This is a genomic window from Pseudomonas sp. v388 (assembly GCF_003935425.1).
Lineage (GTDB): Bacteria > Pseudomonadota > Gammaproteobacteria > Pseudomonadales > Pseudomonadaceae > Aquipseudomonas.
In genome coordinates, this window is record NZ_RHQN01000001.1 from 307,129 (window position 1) to 333,060 (window position 25,932).

General features: G+C 64.0%; 23 protein-coding genes. 13 read left to right on the forward strand and 10 right to left on the reverse strand.

Annotation, left to right across the window (positions count from 1 at the left end):
* Nucleotides 1-20 precede the first annotated feature (20 nt).
* From EGJ27_RS01380 to EGJ27_RS01390, 3 genes are read right to left on the reverse strand one after another with little or no spacing between them, the layout of a single operon-like run.
* Nucleotides 21-1,289, reverse strand: a complete 1,269-nt coding sequence (locus tag EGJ27_RS01380) for an FAD-binding oxidoreductase (RefSeq protein WP_125828921.1) — start codon at nt 1,287-1,289, stop codon at nt 21-23.
* Nucleotides 1,286-2,233 carry a dihydrodipicolinate synthase family protein gene (locus EGJ27_RS01385; protein WP_125828922.1) on the reverse strand — a complete coding sequence of 316 codons (948 nt, stop codon included), beginning with the start codon at nt 2,231-2,233 and terminating at the stop codon, nt 1,286-1,288. The genes EGJ27_RS01380 and EGJ27_RS01385 overlap by 4 nt, the downstream gene beginning before the upstream one ends.
* A gap of 23 nt (nt 2,234-2,256) precedes the next feature.
* Nucleotides 2,257-3,198 (reverse strand): 4-hydroxyproline epimerase, encoded by a 942-nt coding sequence (locus tag EGJ27_RS01390; protein WP_125828923.1) that lies wholly within the window; start codon nt 3,196-3,198, stop codon nt 2,257-2,259.
* A gap of 202 nt (nt 3,199-3,400) precedes the next feature.
* On the opposite strand from EGJ27_RS01390, the gene EGJ27_RS01395 reads away from it, so the two are divergent.
* Both EGJ27_RS01395 and EGJ27_RS01400 read left to right on the forward strand, forming a co-directional pair.
* Complete coding sequence (locus tag EGJ27_RS01395) at nt 3,401-4,180, forward strand: AraC family transcriptional regulator (RefSeq protein WP_125828924.1); 780 nt, start codon at nt 3,401-3,403, stop codon at nt 4,178-4,180.
* A gap of 246 nt (nt 4,181-4,426) precedes the next feature.
* Nucleotides 4,427-5,335 (forward strand): LysR family transcriptional regulator, encoded by a 909-nt coding sequence (locus tag EGJ27_RS01400; protein WP_125828925.1) that lies wholly within the window; start codon nt 4,427-4,429, stop codon nt 5,333-5,335.
* A 4-nt stretch (nt 5,336-5,339) separates the two neighbouring features.
* Here the strand turns inward: EGJ27_RS01400 and EGJ27_RS01405 are convergent, their stop codons facing one another.
* Nucleotides 5,340-6,683 (reverse strand): ATP-binding protein, encoded by a 1,344-nt coding sequence (locus tag EGJ27_RS01405; protein ID WP_125828926.1) that lies wholly within the window; start codon nt 6,681-6,683, stop codon nt 5,340-5,342.
* Nucleotides 6,680-7,390 carry a response regulator gene (locus tag EGJ27_RS01410; RefSeq protein WP_125828927.1) on the reverse strand — a complete coding sequence of 237 codons (711 nt, stop codon included), beginning with the start codon at nt 7,388-7,390 and terminating at the stop codon, nt 6,680-6,682. Before EGJ27_RS01410 ends, EGJ27_RS01405 begins: the two co-directional genes overlap by 4 nt.
* A gap of 169 nt (nt 7,391-7,559) precedes the next feature.
* Here EGJ27_RS01410 and EGJ27_RS01415 point away from each other — a divergent pair, with 169 nt between their 5' ends.
* The 6 genes from EGJ27_RS01415 to EGJ27_RS01440 all read left to right on the forward strand — a co-directional run bounded on the left by EGJ27_RS01415 (nt 7,560) and on the right by EGJ27_RS01440 (nt 12,623).
* Nucleotides 7,560-8,354, forward strand: coding sequence for a VacJ family lipoprotein (locus tag EGJ27_RS01415; protein ID WP_125828928.1), 795 nt, complete (start codon nt 7,560-7,562; stop codon nt 8,352-8,354).
* Nucleotides 8,338-8,583 carry a hypothetical protein gene (locus EGJ27_RS01420; protein WP_256672615.1) on the forward strand — a complete coding sequence of 82 codons (246 nt, stop codon included), beginning with the start codon at nt 8,338-8,340 and terminating at the stop codon, nt 8,581-8,583. Before EGJ27_RS01415 ends, EGJ27_RS01420 begins: the two co-directional genes overlap by 17 nt.
* Nucleotides 8,584-8,672: 89 nt before the next feature.
* A complete protein-coding gene (locus EGJ27_RS01425) occupies nt 8,673-9,053 on the forward strand; it encodes a RidA family protein (protein ID WP_125828929.1) in 381 nt (126 codons plus the stop codon).
* A gap of 89 nt (nt 9,054-9,142) precedes the next feature.
* Entirely contained in the window at nt 9,143-10,558 is a 1,416-nt protein-coding gene (locus tag EGJ27_RS01430) for an amidohydrolase family protein (protein WP_125828930.1), read from the forward strand.
* Nucleotides 10,559-10,700: 142 nt separating this feature from the next.
* Entirely contained in the window at nt 10,701-11,111 is a 411-nt protein-coding gene (locus tag EGJ27_RS01435; protein ID WP_125828931.1) for an MYXO-CTERM sorting domain-containing protein, read from the forward strand.
* A 105-nt stretch (nt 11,112-11,216) separates the two neighbouring features.
* Nucleotides 11,217-12,623 (forward strand): PepSY domain-containing protein, encoded by a 1,407-nt coding sequence (locus tag EGJ27_RS01440; RefSeq protein ID WP_125828932.1) that lies wholly within the window; start codon nt 11,217-11,219, stop codon nt 12,621-12,623.
* Nucleotides 12,624-12,744: 121 nt separating this feature from the next.
* On the opposite strand, the gene EGJ27_RS01445 is transcribed toward EGJ27_RS01440, so the two are convergent.
* Both EGJ27_RS01445 and EGJ27_RS01450 read right to left on the reverse strand, forming a co-directional pair.
* Nucleotides 12,745-13,743, reverse strand: coding sequence for an NAD(P)H-quinone oxidoreductase (locus tag EGJ27_RS01445; protein WP_125828933.1), 999 nt, complete (start codon nt 13,741-13,743; stop codon nt 12,745-12,747).
* Nucleotides 13,744-13,800: 57 nt separating this feature from the next.
* Nucleotides 13,801-15,018, reverse strand: a complete 1,218-nt coding sequence (locus EGJ27_RS01450; RefSeq protein ID WP_125828934.1) for a YbfB/YjiJ family MFS transporter — start codon at nt 15,016-15,018, stop codon at nt 13,801-13,803.
* Nucleotides 15,019-15,130: 112 nt separating this feature from the next.
* Between EGJ27_RS01450 and EGJ27_RS01455 the strand changes: the two genes are divergently transcribed.
* On the forward strand, nt 15,131-16,006 hold the full coding sequence (locus EGJ27_RS01455; protein WP_125828935.1) for a LysR family transcriptional regulator: 876 nt from the start codon (nt 15,131-15,133) through the stop codon (nt 16,004-16,006).
* Nucleotides 16,007-16,055: 49 nt separating this feature from the next.
* Here EGJ27_RS01455 and EGJ27_RS01460 read toward each other — a convergent pair whose 3' ends face one another.
* Nucleotides 16,056-16,280, reverse strand: coding sequence for a DUF2188 domain-containing protein (locus EGJ27_RS01460; protein WP_125828936.1), 225 nt, complete (start codon nt 16,278-16,280; stop codon nt 16,056-16,058).
* A 17-nt stretch (nt 16,281-16,297) separates the two neighbouring features.
* Complete coding sequence (gene ligD, locus EGJ27_RS01465; RefSeq protein ID WP_125828937.1) at nt 16,298-18,865, reverse strand: DNA ligase D; 2,568 nt, start codon at nt 18,863-18,865, stop codon at nt 16,298-16,300.
* Nucleotides 18,866-19,030: 165 nt separating this feature from the next.
* On the opposite strand from ligD, the gene EGJ27_RS01470 reads away from it, so the two are divergent.
* The 4 genes from EGJ27_RS01470 (at nt 19,031) to EGJ27_RS01485 (ending at nt 21,909) form a co-directional block, all read left to right on the forward strand.
* A complete protein-coding gene (locus EGJ27_RS01470; RefSeq protein WP_177522900.1) occupies nt 19,031-19,585 on the forward strand; it encodes a hypothetical protein in 555 nt (184 codons plus the stop codon).
* Nucleotides 19,586-19,604: 19 nt separating this feature from the next.
* Nucleotides 19,605-19,844 carry a hypothetical protein gene (locus tag EGJ27_RS01475; RefSeq protein WP_125828938.1) on the forward strand — a complete coding sequence of 80 codons (240 nt, stop codon included), beginning with the start codon at nt 19,605-19,607 and terminating at the stop codon, nt 19,842-19,844.
* Between the two features lie 75 nt (nt 19,845-19,919).
* Entirely contained in the window at nt 19,920-21,506 is a 1,587-nt protein-coding gene (locus EGJ27_RS01480; RefSeq protein WP_125828939.1) for a sensor domain-containing diguanylate cyclase, read from the forward strand.
* Nucleotides 21,507-21,603: 97 nt separating this feature from the next.
* Nucleotides 21,604-21,909 (forward strand): DUF6482 family protein, encoded by a 306-nt coding sequence (locus EGJ27_RS01485; RefSeq protein ID WP_125828940.1) that lies wholly within the window; start codon nt 21,604-21,606, stop codon nt 21,907-21,909.
* A 160-nt stretch (nt 21,910-22,069) separates the two neighbouring features.
* Here the strand turns inward: EGJ27_RS01485 and EGJ27_RS01490 are convergent, their stop codons facing one another.
* Nucleotides 22,070-25,576, reverse strand: coding sequence for a hypothetical protein (locus EGJ27_RS01490; RefSeq protein ID WP_125828941.1), 3,507 nt, complete (start codon nt 25,574-25,576; stop codon nt 22,070-22,072).
* Nucleotides 25,577-25,932: the final 356 nt, after the last annotated feature.

Consider the following 25,932-nt stretch of genomic DNA (forward strand, 5'->3'; position numbering starts at 1 on the left):
ATTGGGTCCTTCCGTGCGGTTCAAAACCGGTCCAGCCGATACGCATCCAGCGATGGCTGCTTGCGGCTTCGGGCCAGCGCCAGGTCTGCGATCCATTCGGCGGTAATCGCCGCTTGGGTCAGCCCCAGATGTTGATGGCCGAACGCCAATAACACTCGCGCATCGCACGCCCGGTCGATGATCGGCAGCGAATCGGGCAGGGAAGGGCGGAAGCCCATCCAGGGTGTCGCGCCTTCGACGTTCAGATCTTCGCGAAACAACCCCTTGCTCAACCGATGCAACTGCCAGGCGCGTCCCATATTCGGCGGGCGATGCAGGCCGGCGAACTCCACCGTGCCGGCCAGCCGCAAGCCTTCACTCATCGGCGTCATGATGAACCGGCGCTCCAGCGACGTGACCGCGAACGGCAATCGCCCATGCTCGTGGGGCAGCATCAGGTGATAACCGCGTTCGGTTTCCAGCGGAACCTGTTTGCCGGTCAATTGGCGGGTCAGGGCAGCTGAATGTGCACCGCAGGCAATCAGCACTTGAGCGGCCTGGATGCGGCCGTCAAATGTCCTTAATACCACCCCATTGCTTCGCGTTTCACCGTGGATGACCTCCCGCGTGTGAAACCGCACGCCGGCGGCGTGCGCCGAGTCGACCAGGGCGCACAGCACCAGGTACGGGTCGAGCACATGGGCAGTGGCCGGGAAAAACAGACCGCCCTGCAGCCCTTTGCTCAACTGCGGCGCCGCATCCTGCACGGCCTGGGCCTGCCATCGATCGACCGGTACGCCTTGGCGGAACAGGCTGGCCTGCAAGGCCTCGACCGACTGACGGGACTCGGCGCGTTCAAACACCAGCAGGGAGCCGTCTTCGCGCAGCAGGTCGCGCCGCCCGACGCTTCCGAGCAGGCGTCGCCACGCTTCGAGGCTGGGTTCGTTGAGACCTCGAAGCCCTTGCACGGTGCGCTGATAAGGCGCAGTCCGCAGGTTCAACAGCAACCGGGCGAACCAGGGCAGGGCCGGCGGCAGATAGCGCCAGTCCAGGCGCAGCGGCCCCAAGGGGTCCAGCAACATGCCGGGCAGACGTTTGACGAGTGACAGGTCGGCGATGGGAAACACCTGCTCGGTCGCCAGATGCCCGGCATTGCCATACGACGCGCCGCGACCGGGTTCCTGGGCGTCGATGACCAGCACCCGGCGACCCTGGCGCGCCAACGCCAAGGCGCAGGCGACGCCGATGATGCCGGCGCCCACCACGGCAATGTCGGTGGTCAGCGGCGTGCCCTGGCTTTGGGCCGTCATGAAATCAGCGTCTGCTCAGCCGACCAGTTGGCGTACCATGTCCGGAACAGCCTGTACTGGCTTTCGGCGTAGCGCCGCTGGGCGTCGCTCAACAGGTCGGTGTCGTTGAAGTGCAGTTCATAGCCGGTGTCGCCGTTGAGTACCATCAAGTGCTTGTAATAGAGCACCAGGTCGCAGCCCTCATCGAACGAAGACAGCACCGCCAGCGCCGATTCAAGCTCACCGGCCAGTCGCCTGGCCCGAGCGTCTCCTTGCGCCGCTAGCCTGCTCAAGGCCACCAGTTGCAACACTTCGCGGGGCAGGGCGTTGCCGACTCCGGTGATGGCGCCGGTGGCATTGCAGTTGACGAAGCCATGCACCACTTGCGTGTCGACGCCCACCATCAGGCTGACGTTCTCGTCTTTGGATGTGATGTGTTCGGCGGCATAGCGCAGGTCGGCAGCGCCGCCGAATTCCTTGAAGCCGATCAGGTTCGGATAGGTGCGGCGCAGTTCGAAGAACAGCTCGGCGCGGGTCGCAAAGCCGTAATACGGACTGTTGTAGATCACCGCCGGCAATTGCGGCGCGGCCGAGAGAATGGCCGAGAAATGGGCTTTTTGTGCCGCCGCCGAGGCGCCGCGGGACAGCACCCGTGGAATCACCATCAGGCCGTGGGCACCGACGTGGGCGGCATGGGCCGCATGGGAAATCGCCTCACGGCTGTTGATCGCGCCGGTGCCGACGATGGTCGGTACGCCTGCCGCCACCAGTCGCGCCACGCCTTCCTGACGCTGACTTTCGCTAAGCAACGGCCAGTCGCCCATGGAGCCGCAATACACCACTGCGCGCATGCCGATATCGACCAGTTCCCGGCCCTTGGCGACCAGGGCGTCGAAGTCCGGCTGGCGCTCGGCGGTGCAAGGGGTCATCAGTGCAGGGATACAGCCGCTGAAGATGTCGTTCATGGTCGTTTCTCTCAAGAGTGAGTTCAGATGCCCCAGGCAAAAGGGTCCTGTTCGTCGATCAGCAGCGTGCTGTCAGCGGTCATGTAGGCACGGCCGGTAATGAACGGGCGCACGCGGCCGACTTGCCATGGATCTTCGTGCCACTCGTAGCGGGCCTCGAAGCGGCTGCCGGTAATGCCGGCCTGAACCCATGGCTCGCCTTCGGCCAGCTTGCCGTCCGCCGCCAGACACGCCAGTTTGGCGCTGGTGCCGGTGCCGCAAGGCGAGCGGTCGTAAGCCTTGCCGGGGCACATGACAAAGTTGCGGCTGTCGGCCTGATCGTCCTCGGCAAACAGTTCGACGTGGTCGATCAACGCGCCGTCCGCGCCATGAATGCCCTGTGCCTCAAGGGCCTGGAGCATCGCCCAGGTGAATGCCGTCAGCCGCTCGACGTTGTCCAGTTGCAGGGGCAGGCCGTGTTCGGACACCAGGAAAAACCAGTTGCCGCCCCAGGCCACGTCGCCCAGGAATCGGCCATATCCGGGCACTTCCACCGCGACCTGTTTATGCAACCGGTAAGCAGGGACATTGCCCACTGTCACCGCACCATCCTCATGCAGCATCGCGCTGACCTGGCCCACCGGCGTATCGATCCGATGCAGGCCGGGGCCGATTAGCCCCAGATGATGCAGCGATGCGACCAGCCCGATGGTGCCGTGGCCGCACATGCCCAGGTAGCCGCTGTTATTGAAGAAAATCACGCCGCAGGTGGCCTGGGGCGACTCCGCTTCGCAATACAGGGCGCCGACCAGCACATCATTGCCCCGAGGCTCCAGCAGGCATGCGCGGCGCCAGTGGTCGTGGTGGTCGCGCAAGGCATCGCGCTTTTCGGCAACGGTGCGCCCGGGCAGTTCTGGGAAACCGGTAATCACCAGGCGCGTGGGTTCGCCGCCGGTGTGGGAGTCGATGACGTGAATCGTTTTCATAGCGTCGACGGCATGGCCGCACCCCGCAGGTGGTGGATGGTCGCTTGGTCTGAACGGATGGCGCAGACACAGTGAACCCACGGGCGGCTGGATGCTTGATGATTTTCATCACCGTCGGTGACGAAATCGGCACAGTGACGGTTTCGTGCCGCCGCGCCGAGGTGCTAGATTCGCGGCTGTTGCTCCGACTAAAAGGTGATCAATGACACCCGCCGCGCTTGCGAAGCTGTGCCACGCAGACGGTCCGGGCCGACCGGCCAGCATCGAAGACCTGCTCAACGCTGTGGCGCCGTTGCTGCCGCTGCTGGATGCGATCCCCAACGCAGTGATTTTCATCAAGGACGTGCAGGCCCGTTACCTGATGGCCAACCACACGCTGGTCCAGCGCTGCGGGTTGAAGCAGTTGCAGCCGCTGCTGGGAAAAACCAGCGCCCAGGTCTTTCCCGAACAGTTGGGCCCCGGCTACACCGAGCAAGACCGACGCGTGCTGGAGCAGGGGCTGGTGCTGGAAAACCAGCTGGAGCTGCACTTGTACGGCAGTCGCGAGCCGGGTTGGTGCCTGACCCACAAGCGGCCCATTCACGACGCGCACAACCGGATCATCGGGCTGGCAGGGATTTCCGTCGACCTGCAGACCGCCAGCGACAGCCACCCGGCGTATCAACGGCTGGCGGCGGTGGACGAGCACATCCGCAGACATTTTGACCGGCCGGTCGCGATGAGCGAACTGACCCGGATTGCAGGGATTTCGGTGGCGCAACTGGAGCGCTACTGCAAACGGGTGTTCCACCTGACCCCGCGGCAGATGATCCACAAGGTTCGGCTCGAACACGCCCATCGCCTGCTGCTCACCGATCTGCCGATCACCGAAATCGCGATGCAATGCGGCTATACCGACCACAGCGCGTTTTCCCGCCAGTTCAAAACCCTCACCGGCTTCACGCCCCGCCAGTACCGCCAGGCGACGGGTGAGGGAACCTGATCGGGTTTTGCTGCCGCTGCGCAGCGGATCGCCAGCAGGACGGCCGCCCACTGGCCTCCAAAGGGCACGCTGCCCTCATTGAAGGGGCTTATGGTGGCGAAGCTGCATCGATTCGTCGCGCATTCGGACCTGATCGAGGCAATCGACGGGCTTGCCGTAGTCTCGGGGAATCGGTCATGCTTGATAAGCTAATGAACAGTGAACCACGCTATAAGTCTTGCTTATCAATGACGGGACCTTCAGCCGATGCCGCGACACAACCTCAATGATCTCCAGGCCTTTCTGACGGTCGCCCGTGAAGGCAGCTTCACGCGCGCGGCAGCCCGAATGGGCGTGACCCAATCGGCCCTGAGCCAGACGGTGTCGGGGCTGGAAAAGCGCCTGAGGATCCGCCTGCTGACCCGCACCACCCGCAGCGTTTCACCCACCAGCGCCGGGGAACGCCTGATGCAGGCCATCGGTGAGCGGTTTGACGCAATCGAACTGGAACTCGACGCCCTGACCGAACTTCGCGACAAACCGGCAGGCACCGTGCGTATCACCTGCGGCGACTTCGTGGTCCAGCACACCCTGTTGCCGCGGTTGATGCCGGTGCTCCACGCGTACCCCGACATCAAGCTGGAATTGGACATCAACTACGGGTTCCGCGACATCGTGGCCGACCGCTTCGACGCCGGGGTTCGTTTCAGCGACACCGTGCACAAGGACATGATCGCGGTGCCCATCGGGCCGCATTTGCGCATGGCCGCCGTGGCGTCACCGGCGTACTTTGCTCGCCATCCGGTGCCGAAAAAGCCCCAGGACCTGATCCAGCACAATTGCATCGACATCCGCTTTCCCACCCGGGGTGCCGTGGATCCCTGGGAGTTCGAGCGGCGCGGACGCAAGGTCAGCGTCAGGGTCGAGGGGCAGCTGATTTTCAACACCACCCCGCATATCGCCACGGCGGCGCTGGAAGGGTTGGGTATCGCGTATCTTCCTGAGGACGAATTCGCTCCGTACTTGGCCGACGGCCGGCTGGTGCGGGTCCTGGAAGACTGGTGCCCCTGGTTCTCGGGGTATCACCTGTACTACCCAAGCCGGCGGCTGCCGTCACCCGCGTTCAGCCTGATCCTGGAAGCGCTGAAGGAAAGCAACCAGTGCGCTGCAGGCTGACGACTCAAGCCACCGGCAGTCGAATGCAGGCTTCCAGCCCGCCGCCGGTTCTGTTGCTCAGGGTCAGGCTGCCGCCGTGTTCCAGCACGGTGGCCCTGGCGGCAGGCAGGCCCAGGCCGACGCCGCCGGTGTGTTTGTTGCGGGAACCTTCAAGGCGGTAGAAAGGCGCGAATACCCGTTCCTGCTGCTCGGGTGCGATGCCCGGTCCACGGTCCAGCACCCGGATTTCGATCCGCTCATTGCCCACCTGCAGCGTGACCTGCGGCTCATGGCCGTACTTGATCGCGTTATCCAGCAGATTGACCAGTGCCCGCTTGATGCCGATGGGCCGACCCACGTACACGAAACGCAGCGGCACACTTAACGCCACGTCGGTGCCCGCGTCCTTGCAGTCGTCGACCACTGTGCGCAGCAACTCGGCCAGATCGAAGGCGGTTGCCTGTTCCAGGCGGGCGTCGTCGCGGAAAAACTCCAGGGCGCTGTTGACCATCGCTTGCATCTCGTCCACGTCCCGGAACAGTTTCGATTGCTGCTCGGCGTCTTCGATGAATTCGCCACGCAAGCGCATGCGGGTGAGCGGGGCGCGCAGGTCATGGGAAATGGCGGCGAGCATTTGCGTGCGGTCGTTGAGGAAATGTTGCAGCTGGGCCTGCATGGCGTTGAAGGCCAGGATGGCCTGGCGGATTTCATGGGGGCCGACCACCGGAATCGGCGGCGCCCGGAAATCGGCGCCGAAGCGCCGCGCGCCCTCGGCAAAGCGTTCCAGCGGCGCGGCCAGGTGCCGGGTGGCGATCAGCGCCACCGCCGTGGTGGAGGATAACATCAGCAGCAGGATCAACAGGTGACGGGGCAGTTCACCCACGCCCCAGATGCGGGTAGGCACCGAGTACATGACCCATGAATGATCGCTCAGCTCGATCAGCAGCACGTAACGGCTGTCGTCGCGGTCCGCCGGCCAGTCGCTGGGTTCATAGGCCTCGATGCGGGCGGCCGGCCGGTCGAGCAGGTGACGCAACAGCGGAGAGCCTTCGCGAAAGGCAGGGTCATCGACATGGGGCACCCGAGCGTCTTCCCGGCGCGGCAACCAGCGGGCGCTGAACACGCCGTCATTGACCGCCGCGAGCAGGGCGGGACGTTGATCCGGTGTCACCGAGTCGACGATGCGGCTCACCGCCGCCAGTTTGTCCAGCAGGCCGGTTTCCAGCAGCGGCGGGCGTGCCCAGACGCCACCCAGCAGGCTGAAAATCCCGTTCAGGGCCAGCGACGTGAGCATGGCGATCAGGGTGGTCAAGGCGATCCAGCGCGCCACGGTATTGCGCGGCCGGCGCAGCCGGGCGAGCAGGCTCATCGCTTGATCACGCTGGGGCTGAACAGGTAGCCGCCATTGCGGATGGTGCGAATCATCGGCTCGGCAACCGCATCGCGTTCCAGCTTGCGGCGCAAGCGGCTGACCTGCACGTCAATGCTGCGATCATAGGCATCACAGGCCTGGCCGCGGGCCAGATCCAGCAATTGCTGACGCGACAGAATCCGTCGCGGGTGCTCGGCGAACACCAGCAGCAACTCGAATTCACCGGCCGACAGCGGAATCATGACCTTGTCCGGCGAGCGCAACTCGCGCCGGGTAAGGTCCAGCTGCCAGTCGGCGAACTCCAGAACGGTGCGGGCCGCGCCATGGCTGACCGGACGCACCTCGCCGGTACGCCTGAGCACGGCGCGGACGCGGGCCAAAAGCTCCCGAGCATCGAACGGCTTGGTCAGGTAATCGTCGGCCCCCAGCTCCAGGCCCACCACGCGATCGGTCGGCTCGCCCATGGCGGTGAGCATGATCACCGCGACGCTGTGTTCGGCACGCAGTCGCTGGCAGAGCACCAGCCCGTTGTCGCCGGGCAGCATCACGTCGAGCAGGATCAGGTCCGGCATGCGTGCGGCCACCGCCTGCCACAGGCTCGGGCCGTCCGTGGCGACGGCGATGCTGTAGCCGTGTTGCTCGAGGAATTTGCGCAGCAGGGCGAGGACTTCGAGGTCGTCGTCCACGAGGAGTAGATGGCTCACGCTGGGCTCGCTGCCGTAATCGGAAAAGTGCGCCTATCTAAAATCATTCGGCGCGCCGCGTCATATATTTCAATCCGGCAATAAAGCGACCGTCAGGCAATAAACGGGCAATCCTGAGGCAAAGATCGGCAGGCAGCATGCTCTGCAATCCCTGACGAGAGTTCCGTGCATGCCGACCATCCAACGCGCCTTACCTGTCATTCGTTTCAGTGCCGCGAGTCTTGCCATCGTGCTGGTTGGCGGTTGCGCCGGTGCGCCCGATTCCGCACCTGCACCCTGTGACAGGGGCTTCTACACGGTTCATGACCCTGCCGAACCGTTCAACCGTGGCATCTTTGCGTTCAACCGCACCCTGGACGACTACGCGCTGGCGCCGGTCGCCCGGGGCTATCTGCACCTGCCCGAGCCGGTACAGGCGGGGGTGCACAATTTTGTAGCCAACTTCGGCGAGCCCAAGGTGTTCATCAATGATGTGCTGCAAGGCAACGGCTGGCGCTCGGTCAATACCCTGGGCCGGTTTCTGATCAACTCCACCGCAGGCATTGTCGGTCTGATCGATGTGTCCGGACGCATCGGCATCGAGCGCCACAAGGCCGACTTCGGCCAGACCTTCGGCGTATGGAACCTGGCCAATGGGCCTGTCGTCGAACTGCCGCTGCTGGGCACCGCCAACCTGCGGGATGCCACCGGTAAATTGCTGAGCTTCGCGGTCGACCCGTTGGGCAGCCACAGCGATACGTTGGACACGCTGGGCACCGTCAATACGGTGGGCGGTATCGTCGATGGCCGTGCCAAGGCATTGCCCCAGACCGACCAGCTGCGCCGACAGCCGGACTATTACGCAGCGCTGCGGGACGCCGTCGCCCGACGCCGGGCGGACTTTGTGATGGAAGGCAAGTCCGGCGCGGTGGTTCAGGACGGGTTCATGTGTGACGCCGGTGAAGCCGATGCCCGCCGGCGGTGAGGTGCTGGTGCTGCATCACGCGCGCATCAGGCCGTGCAGCCACACGTTGTATTGCAGCGACACCGAGCTGCACCTGAGCGAGGATGGGCACCATGTACTGCTCAGTCGTTACGCGGAGCTGTACAGCCACGGCCAGGTCCGCTGGCGCCGGGTGTGCCAGCATCGGGTGCCGCTGGTCAGGCTGCTGCGCTGGATGCTGGAGAACGGAGAACCGGTCAGTGACCAATGACGATCGCCCCAACCGGTGCCGTGCGTTGTAGACTTCGGCCCCCGGACTTTTCATCCGTTCTTCACACACAACACACCAAGAGGCCCGCAATGGCAAACTCCGACCTCACGTTCATTCCCGACCCTGACGCAGACTCCATCTCTTCCGACGTCGCCGGTTTCGGCGGGCTGCTGGTGTCGACACAGATCCCGACCCGCGTCGATGGCAGCCTGGAGCTGGGCGGTATCGTCGAGCAGAGCGAATGCACATTGCAGGCATTGAAGGTGGCGCTGGAGCGTGCCGGCAGTTCCATGGACCGGGTGCTGCACCTGACGATTTACCTCACCGACATGGCGGACCGCGGCGCATTCAATGAGGTTTACCAACGTTTCTTCGCCAAACCGTGGCCGGTTCGCGCTGCGGTGGGCGTCGCCGCTCTCGCGGTCGAAGGCATGCGTGTGGAAGTCACGGCGATGGCCGCCAAGGCCTGATCGGCCGCCTGCCGGACGCCCGTGCAGCGTTCGGGCCGGGTTGCCCGCCACCGTCGACGCTTGCTATCACGCAACTGAGGGACAAGACCATGCCGCCAACGACTGGACCGCTGCACGGCTTCAACCGCCGCACGCTGCTCAAATTTGCTTCAGCACTGGCTGTCGGGCTGGCTTTGCCGGCCTGCGCCGCGCCCGGTCGACAACCGGCAGGCCCGATGCCCGCCGGGCCTGTGCTGATCCGCCATGCCACGGTGCTGACCATGGACCCGCAACTGGGCGACATAGTTGACGGGGAAGTGCTGATCGATGACGGCCGCATCGTCGCGGTCGGTCGGCAGCTCGAGAGTGGCGGGGCGCACATCATCGATGCCAGTGGCATGATCCTGATCCCAGGCCTGGTGGATGCCCATTGGCACTTGTGGAACAGCCTGCTGCGCAGCAGCGCGCCCAGGCCCGCCGGCGAGCGGTTCTTCAAATCCCAGCTGGCGACCAGTTCGCGTTTCACCCCGCAGCTCACCGCGTTGAGCGTGCGCCTGGGCCTGGCGGAAGCCGCCAATGCCGGAATCACCACGGTCAATGACTGGGCGCACAATTTACGCACTACGGAATTTGCCGAGGCCGAATTGCAGGCGCTGGCCGACAGCGGCCTGCGCGCCCGTCTGTGGTACGGCTACGCCCAGGACCTGCCCGCCACCGCGCCCATGGATTTCAAGAGCATTCAACGCATGCAGGCCCGGTTGAAGGCGTCGGGGCCAGCACGTATCGACCTGGGCTTGGCGATTCGCGGGCCGGAGCGTACCGAGGCGCCTGTCTGGGAGCAGGAATTCGCCTTTGCCCGTAAGCAGGGCTTGCCGGTTTCCGCCCATATCAGCGTCACCGCCCAGATGCAGCAAAAGAAGGCCGTGCAGCAGTTGGTCGAACGCGGGATGCTGGATGCTTCGGTGCAGCTGGTGCATGCCACCCATGTGGATGCCCAGGACATCGCCAGCATTATCCAGAGCGGCGCCTCGGTGTGCCTGACGCCGTTGACCGAAATGCGCGTCGGCTATGGCCTGCCGCAGGTCGCGACGCTTCATGAGGCGCGGGTGCCGCTGAGCCTGGGCATCGACACGCTGGTGCTGGGCGGCAATGCCAACCCGTTCATGGTCATGCAGACCGCCTTGAACCTGGCGGTCGGCATGACCGGCAATGAACAGGCGCTGACCGCTCGGGACGTCCTGCACTGGGCAACCCTGGGCGGTGCCACGGCCATGGGTCTGGGGCGCGTCACCGGCTCCATTACACCCGGCAAACGCGCTGACCTGGTGCTGATCGATGCGCGGCGGCTGGGCATGTTTCCGGTTTCTGATGCAGTGGCAAGCGTGGTGCAGTCGGCCACGCCCTCGGATGTCGATACAGTGATCGCCGACGGACGCATCATCAAGCAGGCCGGCAGGCTGATGCATGTGGACGTTCCTGCTCTCGCGGCGCAGGCCGCCGCCGGGTTGCGTGAGCTGCAAGGCTGAACGCGGTCGCCTGCGTCAACCGGTCGCAGGCGGCGCTCGGCCCTTGCCGGCCGGTGGTGTGCGCACCAAAGCCTTATGAACGGCAGGGTCATGGCGTGTCGCCCATAGGCGCAGGGCGGCGACAGTGGTAAATTTCGCCCCCATGAACTCACTTCGAACCCGCCGATTGCCCGTGGCCTTGATCCTGCTCGCGCTGATCCTGTTCAACGGGCTCGCCTGCAGCTTTGGCCATGGCCAGATGCTCAAGGCATTTGCGGCGGGTGGAACTGCCGGTGAACAGGCGGCCGATTGCGACAGCCATCATGGCATGCCGGCCATGGGCGAGCACCACGCCGCCATGCCGGCCTCGGGGGAGTCCAGCGACATGAACGGCATGAGCATGCCGATGTTCGAGAACTGTTCGTTCGGCGCCACCCTGACCCTGGCACTGGTATTTTTCGTCGCCCTGGGTTGGCTGCAACGCCGTCGTCAGCCCCGAATCAGCGTTCCTTACGCGTGGCACCTCACGCCTTTGCGTCACTGCTCCAGCGGACTCAACCCCCACGCTCCCTGACAAGCGTGGCGGCTTCACGGCGACACCCGTCGCGCAACCATCACACTCGCTCAAAGCCCGCTTGGTGAATCGTTCACCGAGCCTGCGTTTTCATTGGTATGTCCCATGTCAGAGTTCCAACCCGCACCGGCGCCGCACGCGCCGACTGCCCTGGTGGCCTTGTTGAAAAGGCTGCACTTTTATATCGGCCTGTTCGTCGGCCCGTTTCTGTTCGTCGCGGCCCTCAGTGGCGTGCTGTATGCGCTGACGCCGCAGATCGAAAACCTGTTGTATGCCCACGCCTTGCACGCCGACAGTCAAGGTCCGCGCCTGAGCCTGGCCGCCCAGGTGACCCGAGCACAGCAACAGGTCGGTCCGCTGTTGACGGTCGCCGCCGTGCGTCCTGCACCGGGCGAGGGCGATACCACGCGCATCATGTTCAGCTCGCCGCAATTGGGCGCGTCGGAACACCGTGCGCTGTTCATCGACCCGGTCAGCGGCGAAATTCGCGGCGACATGACCGTCTACGGCACCAGCGGTGTGCTGCCGCTGCGCACGTTGATCGACCAGTTTCACCGTGGCCTGCTGCTGGGCGACGTCGGCCGCCTGTACAGCGAACTGGCTGCCTCCTGGCTATGGGTCGCAGCGCTGGGCGGCGTGGTGTTGTGGGCGGTGCGCCGTCGACAGACCAAGGGGCCGCGCCGCACCTTGCGGGGCCTGCATGCGACTGTCGGGTTATGGCTGCTGGTGGGGCTGCTGTTCTTTTCCGCCACCGGCCTGACCTGGTCGCAATACGCCGGCGGCAATATCGGCGTGTTGCGTGGCTGGTATGGCTGGTCCACGCCCAGCGTCGCCACCACCTTGCAGACCGCTGCGGGCATGGACATGTCGATGGATGCGCATCACACCATGCATCAGGCAGCGGACGAACATGCCGAGCACCACCTGCATATGCCGGCGACCAGCGCCAGCAAGGCTGTGGAACCGGCGCTGTTCGACGCCGTGCTGGCCACGGCGCGGCTGGCCAACGTCCAGGCGTCACGCATCGAGATTCGCCCGGCAGCCTCGGCGCAAAAGGCCTGGGTGGTCAACGAGATCGACCGCCGCTGGCCGACCCAGGTCGATTCGGTGGCCATCAATCCCACGACGCTGGAAGTGGTGGATCACGTGGAGTTTTCCGACTATTCGCTGCCCGCCAAACTCACCCGCTGGGGCATCGATGCGCACATGGGCGTGCTGTTCGGGCTGGCCAACCAGCTGCTGCTGGTATTCTTCGCCGGGGGGCTGGTGGTGATGGTGGTCATGGGTTATCTGATGGCGTGGCGGCGTCGGCCGAGCCTGGCTTCACAGCCGACCCTGCTCCAGAGCTGGTCCCGGCTTACCGGCTGGACGCGGATCGGGTTGCTGCTGGTCGCCGTGGTGCTGGGCATCAGCCTGCCGGTGCTGGGCTGCAGCTTGCTGGTGCTGGTCGTTGCCGATCTGCTGTTGACCCGCACCTCCACGGCGCGCAACGTGTCGCGCAGCCACGTGTGATCCGCTGAACTTGCGCTGAGCCGCCGACCGCAGCGGCTTGCCGCCGGCAGGTAAGCATCACGGGCTGGCGGCCTGGGAAACGCGCGGTGACCGCGCGTGGTCGATGCACTGCACCGGTCTTTCAGATCACGCTCAGCACGATCTTGCCGATGTGATCGCCGGCTTCCATGCGGGCGTGGGCCTGGGCGGCGTCCTCCAGCGGGTAGACCTTGTCGATCAGCGGCAGACAGCGCCCGGCATCCAGCGCCGGCCAGACGTGCTCACGCAACTGGTCGGCGATCGCGGCCTTTTCTTCCCCGGTGCGCGAACGCATCAGCGAACCGGTCACCGTGGCGCGCTTGCCGAGAATGGCCAGCAGGTCCACTTCCTTGGCCTGGGCGCCGCCCAGAAAACCGAGCATCACCAGCCGACCGTCCATGGCCAGGGCGCTGACGTTATCGTTCAGGTACGAGCCGCCCATGATGTCGAGAATCACATCGACACCCACGTCGCCGGTCATTTCCTTCACTGCACTGAGGAAGCTCTGTTCCTTGTAATTGATGGCCTCGCCACCCAGGTCGCGAATGGCCTGGCATTTGCTCTCGCTGCCGGCGGTGGCAAACGCCTGCACGCCAAACTCCTTGCACAGCATCAGCGCGGTGGTGCCGATGCCGCTGGTGCCGCCGTGGATCAGCGCGCGCTGGCCCTTGCTGGCGCGACCGATACTGAACAGGTTGGCCCAGACGGTGAAAAACGTTTCCGGAATTGCCGCGGCTCGTACCCAGTCCAGACCCTTGGGGATCGGCAGGGTCTGGCCGGCCGGCGCGACGCAGTATTGGGCGTAGCCGCCGCCATTGGTCAGCGCGCAGACCTTGTCGCCCACGGCAAATTCGGTGACGCCGGTACCGAGGGCGACCACTTCTCCAGCCACTTCCAGGCCGGGAATCGGACTCATGCCCGGCTTCATCGGGTATTTTCCGGCACGCTGGATCACGTCCGGACGGTTGACGCCGGCGGCGTGAACTTTGATCAGCACCTCACCGGCAGCGGCCGTCGGTACCGGTGTCTGGCGTGCTTTGAGCACTTCCGGGCCGCCGGGCTGGGTGATTTCGATCAGGGTCATGTGTTGGGGCAATGTCATCGGGATATCCTGTGTGAAATGCTCAGTGAGAATGTGACGTCGCTGGCCGGTCATGATTCAGTTCGATTCGGCCTGTACCCGCTGCCGATGCGTGATCAGGCGCAGCGCCGGGTCCAGCAGCATGGCCAGGACGATGGCCGCGCAGGCGATGCCGAACAGCAAGGCGTAGTCACCGCCACTGGCATTGAACAGCGCCGAATAGGCGAAGCCGACGATCGCCTGGCAGCTGGCGAAGGATACGGTTGCCCGGCTCCAGGCGACCTGCTGGCGATGGTGGTCATGCACCAGCTCATGGATGCGTGCCAGTGCCAGCGGCACGATGCCGGGCGGGAACGAACCGAACACCACCGCCAGCAGCATCAGGCCTGCCACGCTGTGCCAGACCGTCACCAGTCCCAGCGCCAGCGCCTGGACCCCCAGCACCAGCAGGAAACCGTTGCGCGCGCCCAGCTTGTCGGCGATCAGGCCGTAGGTCACTGGCCCGAGGATCGCCCCCACGCCGTAAATGACCCAGACCACGGCCCCCAGGTGAGCGCCATCGCCCAGCCCGCGTGCCACGTAATCAACCAGAAACACCATGATCGGCACCAGACCGGCAGCCATCAACGCATATTGCGCGTACAGCAGGTACACGCCCGGATCGGTGCGGACCGCAACCTGTGATTCGGCGCGGATGTGCGCATGGGGCAGGGCCGCAGGCCAGCCGAACCAGCTGGCGGCGGTCAGAACCAGCGCCAGCAAGCCCAGGCCGAGCCAGGTGTCCTGCAGGCCCAGGCTCAAGAGTGGCGGAATCAGTGTGCCGCTGGCCGCGACGCCCAGGCCGACACCGACGAAAATCGCGCCGCTGGCCAGGCCCTTGCGGGCAGCCGGCACGTGAGGCAGCACCGTGGCCGCAACCAGCACGATGATGACGCCGCCGGCAATGCCCGACAGCAGCCTCCAGCCGAAAAACCAGGTCAGCGACACCGGAAAGGCGCAAGCGAAGAATGACAGGGTCACGGTCGCCATCATCAGGCGCAACGCCAGCCTGTTGGTGAGGCGCTGACCCAGCGGCCTGCCGGCCAGTGCGCCGATCAGATAGCCCACCAGGTTGGCGGCGCTCAGGTACACGACGTCACCGGCGCTGAACCAGTTGGCGTGGATCAATGCCGGAATCAACGGGGTATAGGCAAAACGAGCCAGGCCCACGCTGACCAGGCTGGCGCACAGCCCGGCGAAAATGGGAAACCAGATCGCGGCGGACGGCGAGGCGAGGGCAGGGTTGCTGCGGTTCATGGACACAATCCTGAGAATGACGAATGGTGCCATCATACCGACCTTGGTTGATGCAATAATGCTGCGATTTCACAACACACTGATGCGAATCTGCATCACCAGGAGAATCACCATGAACTGGGATGACGCACGGGTGTTTCTGGCGGTCTGCCGCGAGTCGACCTTGCGCGGGGCGGCACGGTTGCTGGGCATCGACCAGGCCACCGTGGGGCGGCGGGTGGTCGCGCTGGAAAAGTCGCTGGATGCCACGCTGTTTCTGCGCACCTCCGAGGGCTATGCACTTACCGCCCTTGGGGAAGCCGCGCTCAGCGCGGTGGAGAAGATGGAGCACTCGGCGCTGGAGCTGGAGCGCCGTATCCAGGGCCTGGATGACCGGCTGACCGGTGAAGTGCGGGTCAGCACGACCGATTCGCTGGCCCTGGACTTTCTGATTCCAGCCATTGCGCGGGTGCATGCTCGCCACCCCGATGTGCGTGTTCACCTGGATGCGTCCACGCAGATGGCCAGCCTCTCCAAGCGCGAAGCGGACATTGCGGTCCGCAACACCCGGCCGGAAAATCCCGACCTGATCGCCCGGCGCATCGCCCGTTGGCCGCTGGGACTGTTCGCCTCCCAAGGCTACCTCGACACCCACGGCGTGCCGCTGCCGGGGACGGGTTTCGAAGGACATGATCTGGTGATCTATCAACCGCACCTGCAACGCAAGGATGCCGCGCTGGTGTCAGAACCGCTGCATCGCGGTCGGGTAGTTGCCACCCTGGGTTCGGGCCTGCTGGTTCGTCGCTCGATCGCGGCCGGCATCGGGTTGGGCGAGATTCCGGTGTATATGGGCGAGATGGACGGTCTGGTGCGAGTCTGGCCGGAACGCACCCGCAGCACACCCTATGACGTGTGGCTGGTGACCCACGGCGATCTGCAGCACACGGCCAGGGTGCGGGCGGTGATCGATGCAATCGTGGAGATGTTTTCCGAACAAGGCCTGGGATAGCCCGGCTCCGGCACACTCGAGGCAGGTGCCGAAGCCGGTTGGCCGCCGCTCAACCCTTGGTTTTGCTCGGGTCGGCGCTGCGTGGGTAGGTGCGTTCTTCCTGAATCGTGCCGTCTTCCTTGTGAATCTTCAGCGACGCCGTCTTGCCGTCGAAATAGTCCGTGGCCAGTTCCAGAATCTGCGCCTTGGTGGTCGCTGTCTTGGAGGCCCGGGCTGCGCCTTCTTTCTTGAGCTGCCAGCCGTTGTCGCTCTTGGTGATGTGGTAGTTGTCCATGATGTTCTCCGGGTGGGTTATTTCATTTCAATCTGTCGGCGCATGGCGGCGGTAATCGTCTGGCGGACGCCGGGCATGCCAGCCCACGGGTCTTCGCCCAGCTCGCCGAGCCGCGCATGCAGGTTATGAATGTTCCAGGCGTCGGCCCCTTTGATATCGTGAATTTCCTCCTTGAAGATCGGCACCGACACCGGCAGCCCCGGGCGCGATCGAGCAGCGTAGGCGTTGATGGTGGTCGCGCCCCGGCCATTGCGCAGGTAGTCGATGAAGATCCGGCCGACGCGGTTCTTCGGCCCCGATACCGCCGAGAAACGCTGGGGAATCAGACGGGCCATGTAATTGACGATGGCCTGGCTGAAACCCTTGACCGTATCCCAGTCGTCCTTGGGCGTCAGCGGCACCACCACATGGATGCCTTTGCCGCCGCTGGTCTTGATGAATGACTCAAGGCCCAGTTCGTCCAGCACGGTCAGGGTCAGCTGGGTGGCCTCGATCATGCTTTTCCAGGGCAGCGCCGGGTCCGGATCGAGATCGAGCACGAAGCGGTCCGGCCGCTCCAGTTCCGGTGCAAGGGCATTCCAGGCGTGGAATTCGATAGTGCTCATCTGCACGGCACCCACCAGCGCTTCGGCGTTGTTGATCAGCATCACCGAACCGTTCTCCAGCGTCTCGACGCCGGGGATCGCGAGGCGTTCGACATGCTTCTGGAAGAACAGCTCGCCGGCCACACCTTCCGGCGCCCGGACCAGGGCCACGGGTCGATCCTTGAGTGTAGGCAGGATCCACTCGGCCACGCTGACGTAGTACTCGGCCAGCTGCATTTTGCTGGAACCGCTGGTCACATCGATGACCCGTTCGGGGTGGGTGATGCGGATCCGGCCGCTGCCGGGTTTGACGGGTGCGGCGCGGGCTTTGCCAGCGCCGGACCGGTCGGGCGAGCGCACCTGCGTCGCGGGCTTGGGCGTCTCTTGCGTGATGGTGCGGGCCGGCTTGTCGACCCGCAGCCCATGGAACACGGCGTGGCGCACCGAGCCTTCGCGGGTGATCTCGGCGTAGGCGACTTCCGCCAGCAAGCGGGGCTTGAGCCAGTGCACGCCCTTGGCTTCAAACCCGGTAGGCGGATTGGCCACGGCAGGGGCGCCGGTTTCCAGCGGTTTGAGCTGCGCGTGCAAGGTCTTGAGGGTCTGGGCGTTGAAGCCGGTCCCCACCTTGCCGGCATAGCGCAGTTGGCCGCTGTCGCTGTCATGCAGGCCCAGCAGCAGGGCGCCAAAGGAGGAGCGCGAGCCCTTGGGCTCGGTGAAACCCACGATCACGAACTCCTGGCGCTGCTGGCACTTGAGCTTGATCCAGTCGTCGCTGCGCCGCGACACGTAGAAACTGCCCTGGCGCTTGCCGATCAGGCCTTCCATGTTGATCTGGCAGGCGCTGCTGAGCAGGTCGCCGGCGTCTTCGCCGAAGTCTTCGGAAAAGCGCAATATCTCGTCTTCGCTGCGCTCCAGTACCTTGGCCAATGCGCCGCGCCGTTCCTCGATGACCACTTCGCGCAAGTCCATGCCGTTAAGGTACGGCAGGTCGAACAGATAAAAGATAATCGCACCGCTCTTGCCGGTCTCGAACGCATTCTGCAGTAACTGGAAGCTCGGTGCGCCGTGTGCGTCGGTGACGATCATTTCGCCGTCCAGCCAGGCCGACTCCAGCCCCAGGCTCGCCAGAGCTTCGGCCTGCCGCGGCAGTTTAGCGGTCCAGTCATGCCCGTTGCGGGTAAACAGCCGGACGTCACCGTTGTCGATCCGTGCCATCATCCGATAGCCATCGAATTTCAGTTCATAGCGCCAGTCGCCTTCGGGCGCCGTATCCACCAGCGTTGCCAGTTCAGGCTTGAGCACCTCGGGCAACGGGGCCGCCACGGCGCCACTCAGCTTGCCGGAGGCCGCACGCCTGCGCGGTGGCGCAACCTCTGCGGCAGGCTTGGGGTCAACGGCTTTGCCCTTGCGCTTTCGAGGAATTCGAGGAATCAGCGTGCGGTCGCTCAGCACGCTGTCGGGCAAGGCACGCGTGATGTCGAACTCGCTTTCAGGGCGCGCCGCGTTGTCCTGATGCTTGATGAGAAACCAGGGTTTTTGCTTGCCTTCCTGATGCGTGCGCACCAGATTCCACTCGCCGGCCAGTTTCTCGCCTTGCAGTTCGAACTTGATCCGGCCCTTGCGATAGGACTCGACCGGATCGCCCACCGGATGCCAGATGCCCCGATCCCAGACAATGACGTCGCCTGCGCCGTAATGCCCTTCGGGGATGTGACCTTCAAACAAGGCGTAGTCCAGCGGGTGGTCCTCCACATGCATCGCCAGGCGTTTTACCTTGGGGTCCAGGCTCGGACCCTTCGGCACCGCCCAGCTTTTCAGGGTGCCGTCGATTTCCAGGCGGAAGTCGTAATGCAGCCGTGTCGCATCGTGTTTCTGCACGCAGAACTGCAAGCCGTGGGCCGCACCGGCACGCTTGCCGGCCTTTTTGCCGGATGCGCCCGATGGCTCGGGCGTGGCGTTGAAGTCACGCTTGCGGTTGTATTCCTCAAGTAAATCCAACATCACCTGGACCTCCACTGCTTGTGCTTGAGAGCCGGCGGAGCAGGTTGAGTTCCTTGTTTTTGATGCGTCGGGCCAGGCTTGGGCAGCTGCGCAAGAAAAAGGGACGCTCGGGCCGTTTCGTTGTCCCAACAAAACATCACGACGCAACGGTACAGGAGTCAGAATTTGAATATTGCATGCCTGGGTTGGGGTTCGTTGATCTGGAAGCCGGATACGCTGCCGCTGGCAGGCGAGTGGTACGCCGACGGTCCGCAGGTGCCGATCGAGTTTTCCAGGGTCGGCGACGGCGGCGAGCTGGCCACCGCGATCTGCCTGAACGCACCCAGCGTGCCGGTGTACTGGGCGTTGATGGCGGTCGAGTCTCTGGAACAGGCCAGCGCCGCCCTGCACGCGCGCGAACAGATTCCACTTGAGCGCCACGACGGCGTCGGCACGCTGCTGGTTTCCCGCGGCCCGCATGCCGGCGACGGCGTGATCACTCGCTGGGCCCGTGAACGGCAGATCGATGCGGTTCTGTGGACCGCGCTGCCGCCGCGCTACATGAACATAGAAGGACGCGTGCCCAGTGACCAGGACGCCGTTGCGTACCTGGCAGGCCTCAGCGGTGAAACGCTGGAGCACGCGCGCCGCTACATCGAACAGGTTCCCGCGCAGATCAGCACCCCGTATCGGCGGGCCATCGAACGTCAGTTGGGCTGGACCGGTGAAAGGGTCGCCTGATGCAGCCGCGGAGGCAGCCATGAATGACAGTCACCCACCCTTCGAGGCGGTATGGGCTACGCTTGAACAGCTACGTGCCGGTGTCCAGGATCTGGAGCGCTGGGAACTGGATCGGGTAGACCGGCTGCGCGGCCATCAGACCGTCGATGATCGTGAAGCCATCCGCCAGTCGTTCGCCAAGCTTGCCGCGGCGATACTCGAGATAGAAGAAACACTGGCCACCATTGGAGAAGCAACCGGGGAAATCGGCAAGCTCTGAGCTCGACCCGTCCGAGACGGTGACGCAGGTCATCGTCAGCCGTTTGGAATTTTCAGGTCACTGACCGGGTTTGCTATGCGACGACATGAAAACAAGGCTGCGGCCGACGATTCCACCGACGAAGGCCTGGGCCTGGGGGCGCAGCGCTCGCGGGCGCTGTTTCACCTGACCGTTGCGTTCATGGTGTTGGTGGTGATGATGTTCGCGGTGGTCGAAGGCTGGCGGATCTGGCGCGATTACCGGCATGCATTCGAGACTGCCCACGACTCGGTGACCAACCTGGCACGCGCCACGGCGCAGCATGCCGAAGACGCGATCCGCCAGGTCGATGCGCTGACCGCGCTTTTGGGAGAGCGGCTTGAAGGCGACGGCATGAATAATATCGACGTGCCGCGCGTCCATGCCTTGCTCCAGCAACAGGCGGCGATCCTTCCGCAGCTGCATGGCCTGTTCGTCTACGATGCGCAAGGCAGGTGGGTCGTGACCGACAAGGACATCACGCCGAGCAACGCCAATAACGCCGACCGCGATTACTTCATTTACCACCGCACTCACCTCGACGACAGGGTGCGCATCGGCGCGGTGGTCAAGAGTCGCTCCACCGACGACTACATCATTCCGGTCTCCCGCAGGCTCAATGCGCCGGACGGTTCCTTCGCCGGAGTGCTGCTGGGTACGGTCAGGGTCAGCTACTTCGTGGATTACTACGGCGACTTCAAGATCGACCACATGGGCGCGCTGGTCCTTGCCATGAAAGACGGCACGATCCTGACCCGTCGGCCGTTCGATGCTTCCGTCATCGGCCAAAGCCTGGCCGACAGTGAGATCTTTACCCAGTATCTGCCCAGAAGCAGTTCCGGGGTCGCCGAGGTCCGCGCCGTAGTGGACGGCACCCGGCGCCTGTACGGCTACCGCCAGCTCGACACCTACCCGCTGGTGGTGGAAGCCGGCCTTTCGCGGGAATTCATCGTCCAGGCCTGGCGCAACGACGTGATCAAGACCGGCTTCATCCTCCTGACCCTGCTGGCTGGCCTCGGTGGACTGGGGGTGGTGGTGCTGCGGCAGTTGCAGGAGCGCCTGCACATGGAACAGGAGATCCGTCGTGCGCATCAGGCGGTGCGGGACATGGCGCTCACCGACAGCCTGACCGGCCTGGGCAATCGCCGGCGGCTGGACATGGTGCTCAACGTGGAAATCGCCCGGGCCAAGCGCCAAGGCAGCCCGCTGGCCCTGGCCATGCTGGACATCGACTATTTCAAGCGTTTCAACGACCGGTACGGCCATCCGGCCGGTGACGAGTGCCTGTGCCGCGTGGCGCGGGTGATCAAGCAGACCGTCAGGCGCCCCGCCGACCTGGTGGTGCGCTACGGCGGCGAGGAATTCACTATCCTGCTGCCCGGCACCGATGGGAAGGCTGCGGGGCGGATCATTCAGGACATTCTCGACGCGATACGGGAACTGGGGATCGAACATGTCGATCATCCGTCCGGCCAGGTGACTGCCAGTGCCGGGTTGATGGTCAGCCTGCCCGGAGACGAGTCGGTCACTCCGGCGTCGATGATCAAGGCGGCGGACGCCTTGCTGTATGTGGCCAAGCACAAGGGCCGTGACCGTTGGTACTCGGCGGACCGGCTGGTGGAAGAAAGCGCGGTCAGCCCGTGACGTACGTGTCGTCGGTCATTGCCGATGAACGTTCGTCCGCAGCCACGATCCATCTCTACAAGGCCCAGAATACTTCGATGCCTTTGGAGGAACGACTTTGAATATCGACACACTGACCCGTCACGTCAAAGCGGGCGAGATTCACGAGATCAACCTGGTTTCCATTGAAGGTGGCTCCTACGCGCTGCATGCGCTCGTGGGCGAGCGATCCGTGCCCATCGACGACCCGCACGGCGAGCCCTTGCACCTGGCTTCAGTCGAGGAAGCACGCAAGGTACTGTCCGGCGTCCCGGATGCCCGATTGTTCCTGGTCCAGGCCGTGGCCCACGATGAAATGGTCGGCCAGGACGGCGTTACGGCCGAAGCTTCCCGTCACGAAGTGCCGCTACGCTCGAGTTTGTGAGGCAGATCCAACGGCGCCGGGAATCCCCATAAATCAAACACGTCCCAAACCTGCAGGAGCGAGCTTGCTCGCGAAGGCGGTGTTCCAGGCTGGTTGCACCGACCTCTTCGCCAGCGGGGCGGAACGCCGCCCCGGTGGCTCCTGCCAGAACCGGCTGAGGTCACACCTTCGGCCCGGTCCAGCGCGGCGCGTCTCTCAGCTCATCCCGTTTCTGCTGATCCGGCGATTTGTGAGTTTCGCCGAACTCAACGTGCAGCCCGCCATCCAGACGATTGGTCGATGAACCATCCTTCTGCGGGGTGTCATCGAAGTGTTCCCATTCGGCGCTCTGGAAACGAAACAGGCTGTCATCCTCCGGCGCTTCGCGTTCGCGGTAGTGGTGGATGGAATAATGCGCGTATTCCACCTTGTCGCCCCAGTCGCTTTGCAGCAAACCATCGGCGGCCAGGTCGCGATACCAGTCGTTTTCCTTCTCGCTGGCCTTCTGTTTCTTGTTGTGATCCACGAAGTAACCAATGATCCCGCCAACCACCGCGATCACCACCCCGACCAGAAAGAATGGCCCGGCCAGTGCCGCCGCTGCCGCACCCGCGCCAGCACCCGCGCCGAGCAACGCCGCGCCGCCCAGAACCCCGGCCGACGCACCGAACGCACCGCCGGCAATCTGCAGTCCACCGGCGGCCTGGGCCAGTTTGTCACCGGACTTGACGCCATCCTTGATGGTGAACGCGCCCAGCACGATGTCGGCAAAACCACCGGCCAGGTCCGTCGCCGGCCCCAGCACCTTGACCACCGAACCGGCAATCTTGCTGGCCGTGCCCGCCGCCAGTTTGGTCCCGGTCGTGGCTTGCACCGCATCGTCCAGACGCTGGGTGATGCCGCCCATGGCCTGGCGCTCGGCTTCAGGGCCGCCGGCCATGTCGCCCAGGGTCGAGCTGAGTTTGTAATCGTCGGTCGCGTCCAGGGCCGTGCGAATTTCCGTCAGGTTATTGGCCGAGATACCGCTGACCCGCACTTCCTTGGCCTTGCTGAAGTTGTCCTTGCCCCAGATTTCCGGCAGGGTTTTGTCCAGGCCCAGCATATCCACCAGGCCACCTTTGCCCATCAGGTCGGCGACCGCATCGCCCATCTTGATGAAGTGGCTGGCAGCACCGGCAAAACTGATGAAATCCTTGGCGATGCTCAGGCGTTGGATAGGGGTTTCGCCGAGCTTGCCGCCGTTGCCGACCATCTGATAAATCGCCGAGAACAGGGAAACGCCGGCCGCCACCGAGCCCATCACACCCTTGCTGTTGAGGGTATTGAAAATCTCGCCGATCTTGCCGCGGTCGGCCACCGGGATGTACGGCTTGGACAGCGCGGTCTTGATGTCCGCTTCGGTCACCTTGCCGTTTTTCTGGTAAGCGTCACCGACTTCCTTGAGCGCCTTGGCGATGTCGGCAGGCTTGGCGTTACCCACCACGCCTTCCTGGATGAATTTCTCGAACGTCGGCTGCATGAAACGCGGCAGGTCGACCAGAATCCCCTTGAGTTCACTCTTGAGCAGGCCGAACAGGTCCTTGACCGCCAGTGCGTTGTTTTCATCACTGATTTTCGACGGATCGGCCACCAGATCATTGAGGTCGCTGGTCAGCCCGTCGGCCTGGATCGATTGCGCGGCCTTGCTGGCGGCCTCGGGATCGACCAGCGCCAGCGAGGAGAGGGTGTCGCTGAGGTCTTTCTGGGCTTCCTGGCCCAGGCCCTGGCTCTGCAGATCCTTGAGGTACAGCACGTAATCGGGGTTGGCGGTAAGGTCCAGCAGCTTCTGCTTGATCTCGTCTTTGTTGGGGACCTTATCCAGCGCCTCGGTCATCTTGGTCTGGTAGTCCTTCTGGATCGTCGGGTCCGAGAAGAGGGTGGTCAGTTGTTCCTGAAGCTTGCCGCCGTCGATGATGTCGTGCATGTCGGCCGAGGTCAGTTGCGTCTGCTCGCTGTCGAACTCTCGCCAGGTGCCGCCGAATGCACCTTGTTCCTCTTCGTAGCCGGTCAGGCCACGGCCGTTGTCATAGGCGGCCTGGGCCTCGATGGCCCGCACCAGCTTGGCCCGTGGGTCATCCTTGGCGATGGAGCCGTCTTCGACACCTGCGCGGTACTGGTCCAGCAATTCCTTGGTGGCCAGTTCTCCGACATTCAGTTCCTCGGAATTCTTGTCGTCCTTGTCGGCCTTGACCCCGGTCTTCTGACCCATCAGGTCCAGCTCTTCCACCGGTGGCAGGTTGTGCTTGCTGCGCGTGTCGCCAATGTTGCCGGTGCCCAGCTCGTTCCATTTTTCCACCACATCGTCATACAGCTGCGGGCTCTGGTCCTGGGAGACGATGAACTTGCCTTCGCTGGTTTCATAGCGGATCAGCCCGGAGCCCAGTTCGTCCGGGGAGCCGACGACGAAGTTGTCGCCCTTGATGAAATCGTGCTCGCCCGCCAGCTTGTAGCCTTCTTCTTCGCTCTTGTGGATTTTGGTCCAGGCGTCGTTGAGGGTAGTGACCTTCTCGAACAGATCCGGGGTGAGCGCTGCGCAGACCACGATATGTTCGCCGCTCTGGGTCTTGTAGCTGATCTGGCTGCCTTCCTGACCCACTATCCAGTCGAAATTGGTGACGTCATTGAGGTCGGGCAGCGGGGTGTTGCGATCAGCCAGGGTGGCGCCGTCGTTGACAGCGTTCTCCAGAGCGCTGCGCTTGTCCGGGTCGGACACCACGCTTTGCAGTGCCGTCAGGTATTCGAACAGTTGCGGATTGGTGTCCGCCGCCACGATGACTTTCTTGCCGTCATGCTCGAAGCGAATGTTGCCGGGCCCGGCCTCGTTGGGCGGCCCGACTGTGGTGCCGAATACCGGCGGCCAGACTTCGTTGTCGGTGGCTACCCGATAGCCGTCGGCCTCGCTGCTGCTCAAACCGGAGAGGCTGGCGTAGGCATCCTTTGCCGCCTGATACATCAACGGGTTGTCGCGCTCGGCGACCACCACTTTGTTGCCGTCCTTGTCGACATAACGCATCACGCCGGGACCGACTTCGTCCGGCGGGCCGACCACCGAGAAGTCCGACAGTTTGCTCGGCGGCTCGCTGTCGGGGCCGGCGACGGCATAACCGTCCTGCTGGCTGCTGGCGACGCCCGACAAGGCCTTGAAGTCGGAGGTCAGCTGCTCGTACAACTCCGGGCTCTTCTCCTGAGACACGATCACTTTCTTGCCGTCGGCCGCCTCATAGCGAATCAGACCCGGACCGACTTCATCAGGAGCGCCGATGGCCTTGTAGCCGGTGAGGGTTTCGGGTGCGGCGGCATCGCCTGCGGCCAGCTCATAACCCGCTGCCAGGCTGTCCTTGAAGCCGGCGAGCCGCGATTGATCGTCGACCACTTGCTGATACAGCGCAGGGCTGGTGGATTTGTAAACCAGCACCTGATCGCCCTTGGCGGTGATGAAACGGATGGTATCGGCCGCGACAGTGCCGGGTTTCTCGATGGATGAGTAGTCCGCCAGGTCCGGAGCTTTTTCATCGGCAGTCGCAGGTCGGTATTGAGGATTGTTCTTCGCACTGGCCTGCAGCACATGGGTGAAGCGGGCTTTGGGGTTGGTGTTAGCGGATGCGGGTGATACCGAGCCGGGCAGGCGAGTGATCGGGGGCGTCGACATATCCTGGAAACTCCTGTTGTTATTGCCGGGTACGTTGTTCATGAGCGCGAGTGCAGGGCGCAGACGCACCGACAGTGGCGGATGATCAAACGGTACATATGTGCAAGGCAGTCAAAACTTGGAATCAGGCCGCAGGCCCGGAAGGGAAACAGTCTTTCGTTAAACCAGACACTAACAGGTCAATATGACTATTGAAGTAGCGGAGCGGGTAGTTTCACAACATTTCACAGCGGGTCTGCAAGCCTTGAGGGCCGCGGCGCACGCCAGGTTTGGGATGCCTCCCGCCGTGCCGGGGGCGGATGGAAAGTTCCGTAAGGAGTCAGATATTTCTGTCTCAGTAACGTGTCAGAGTGCCA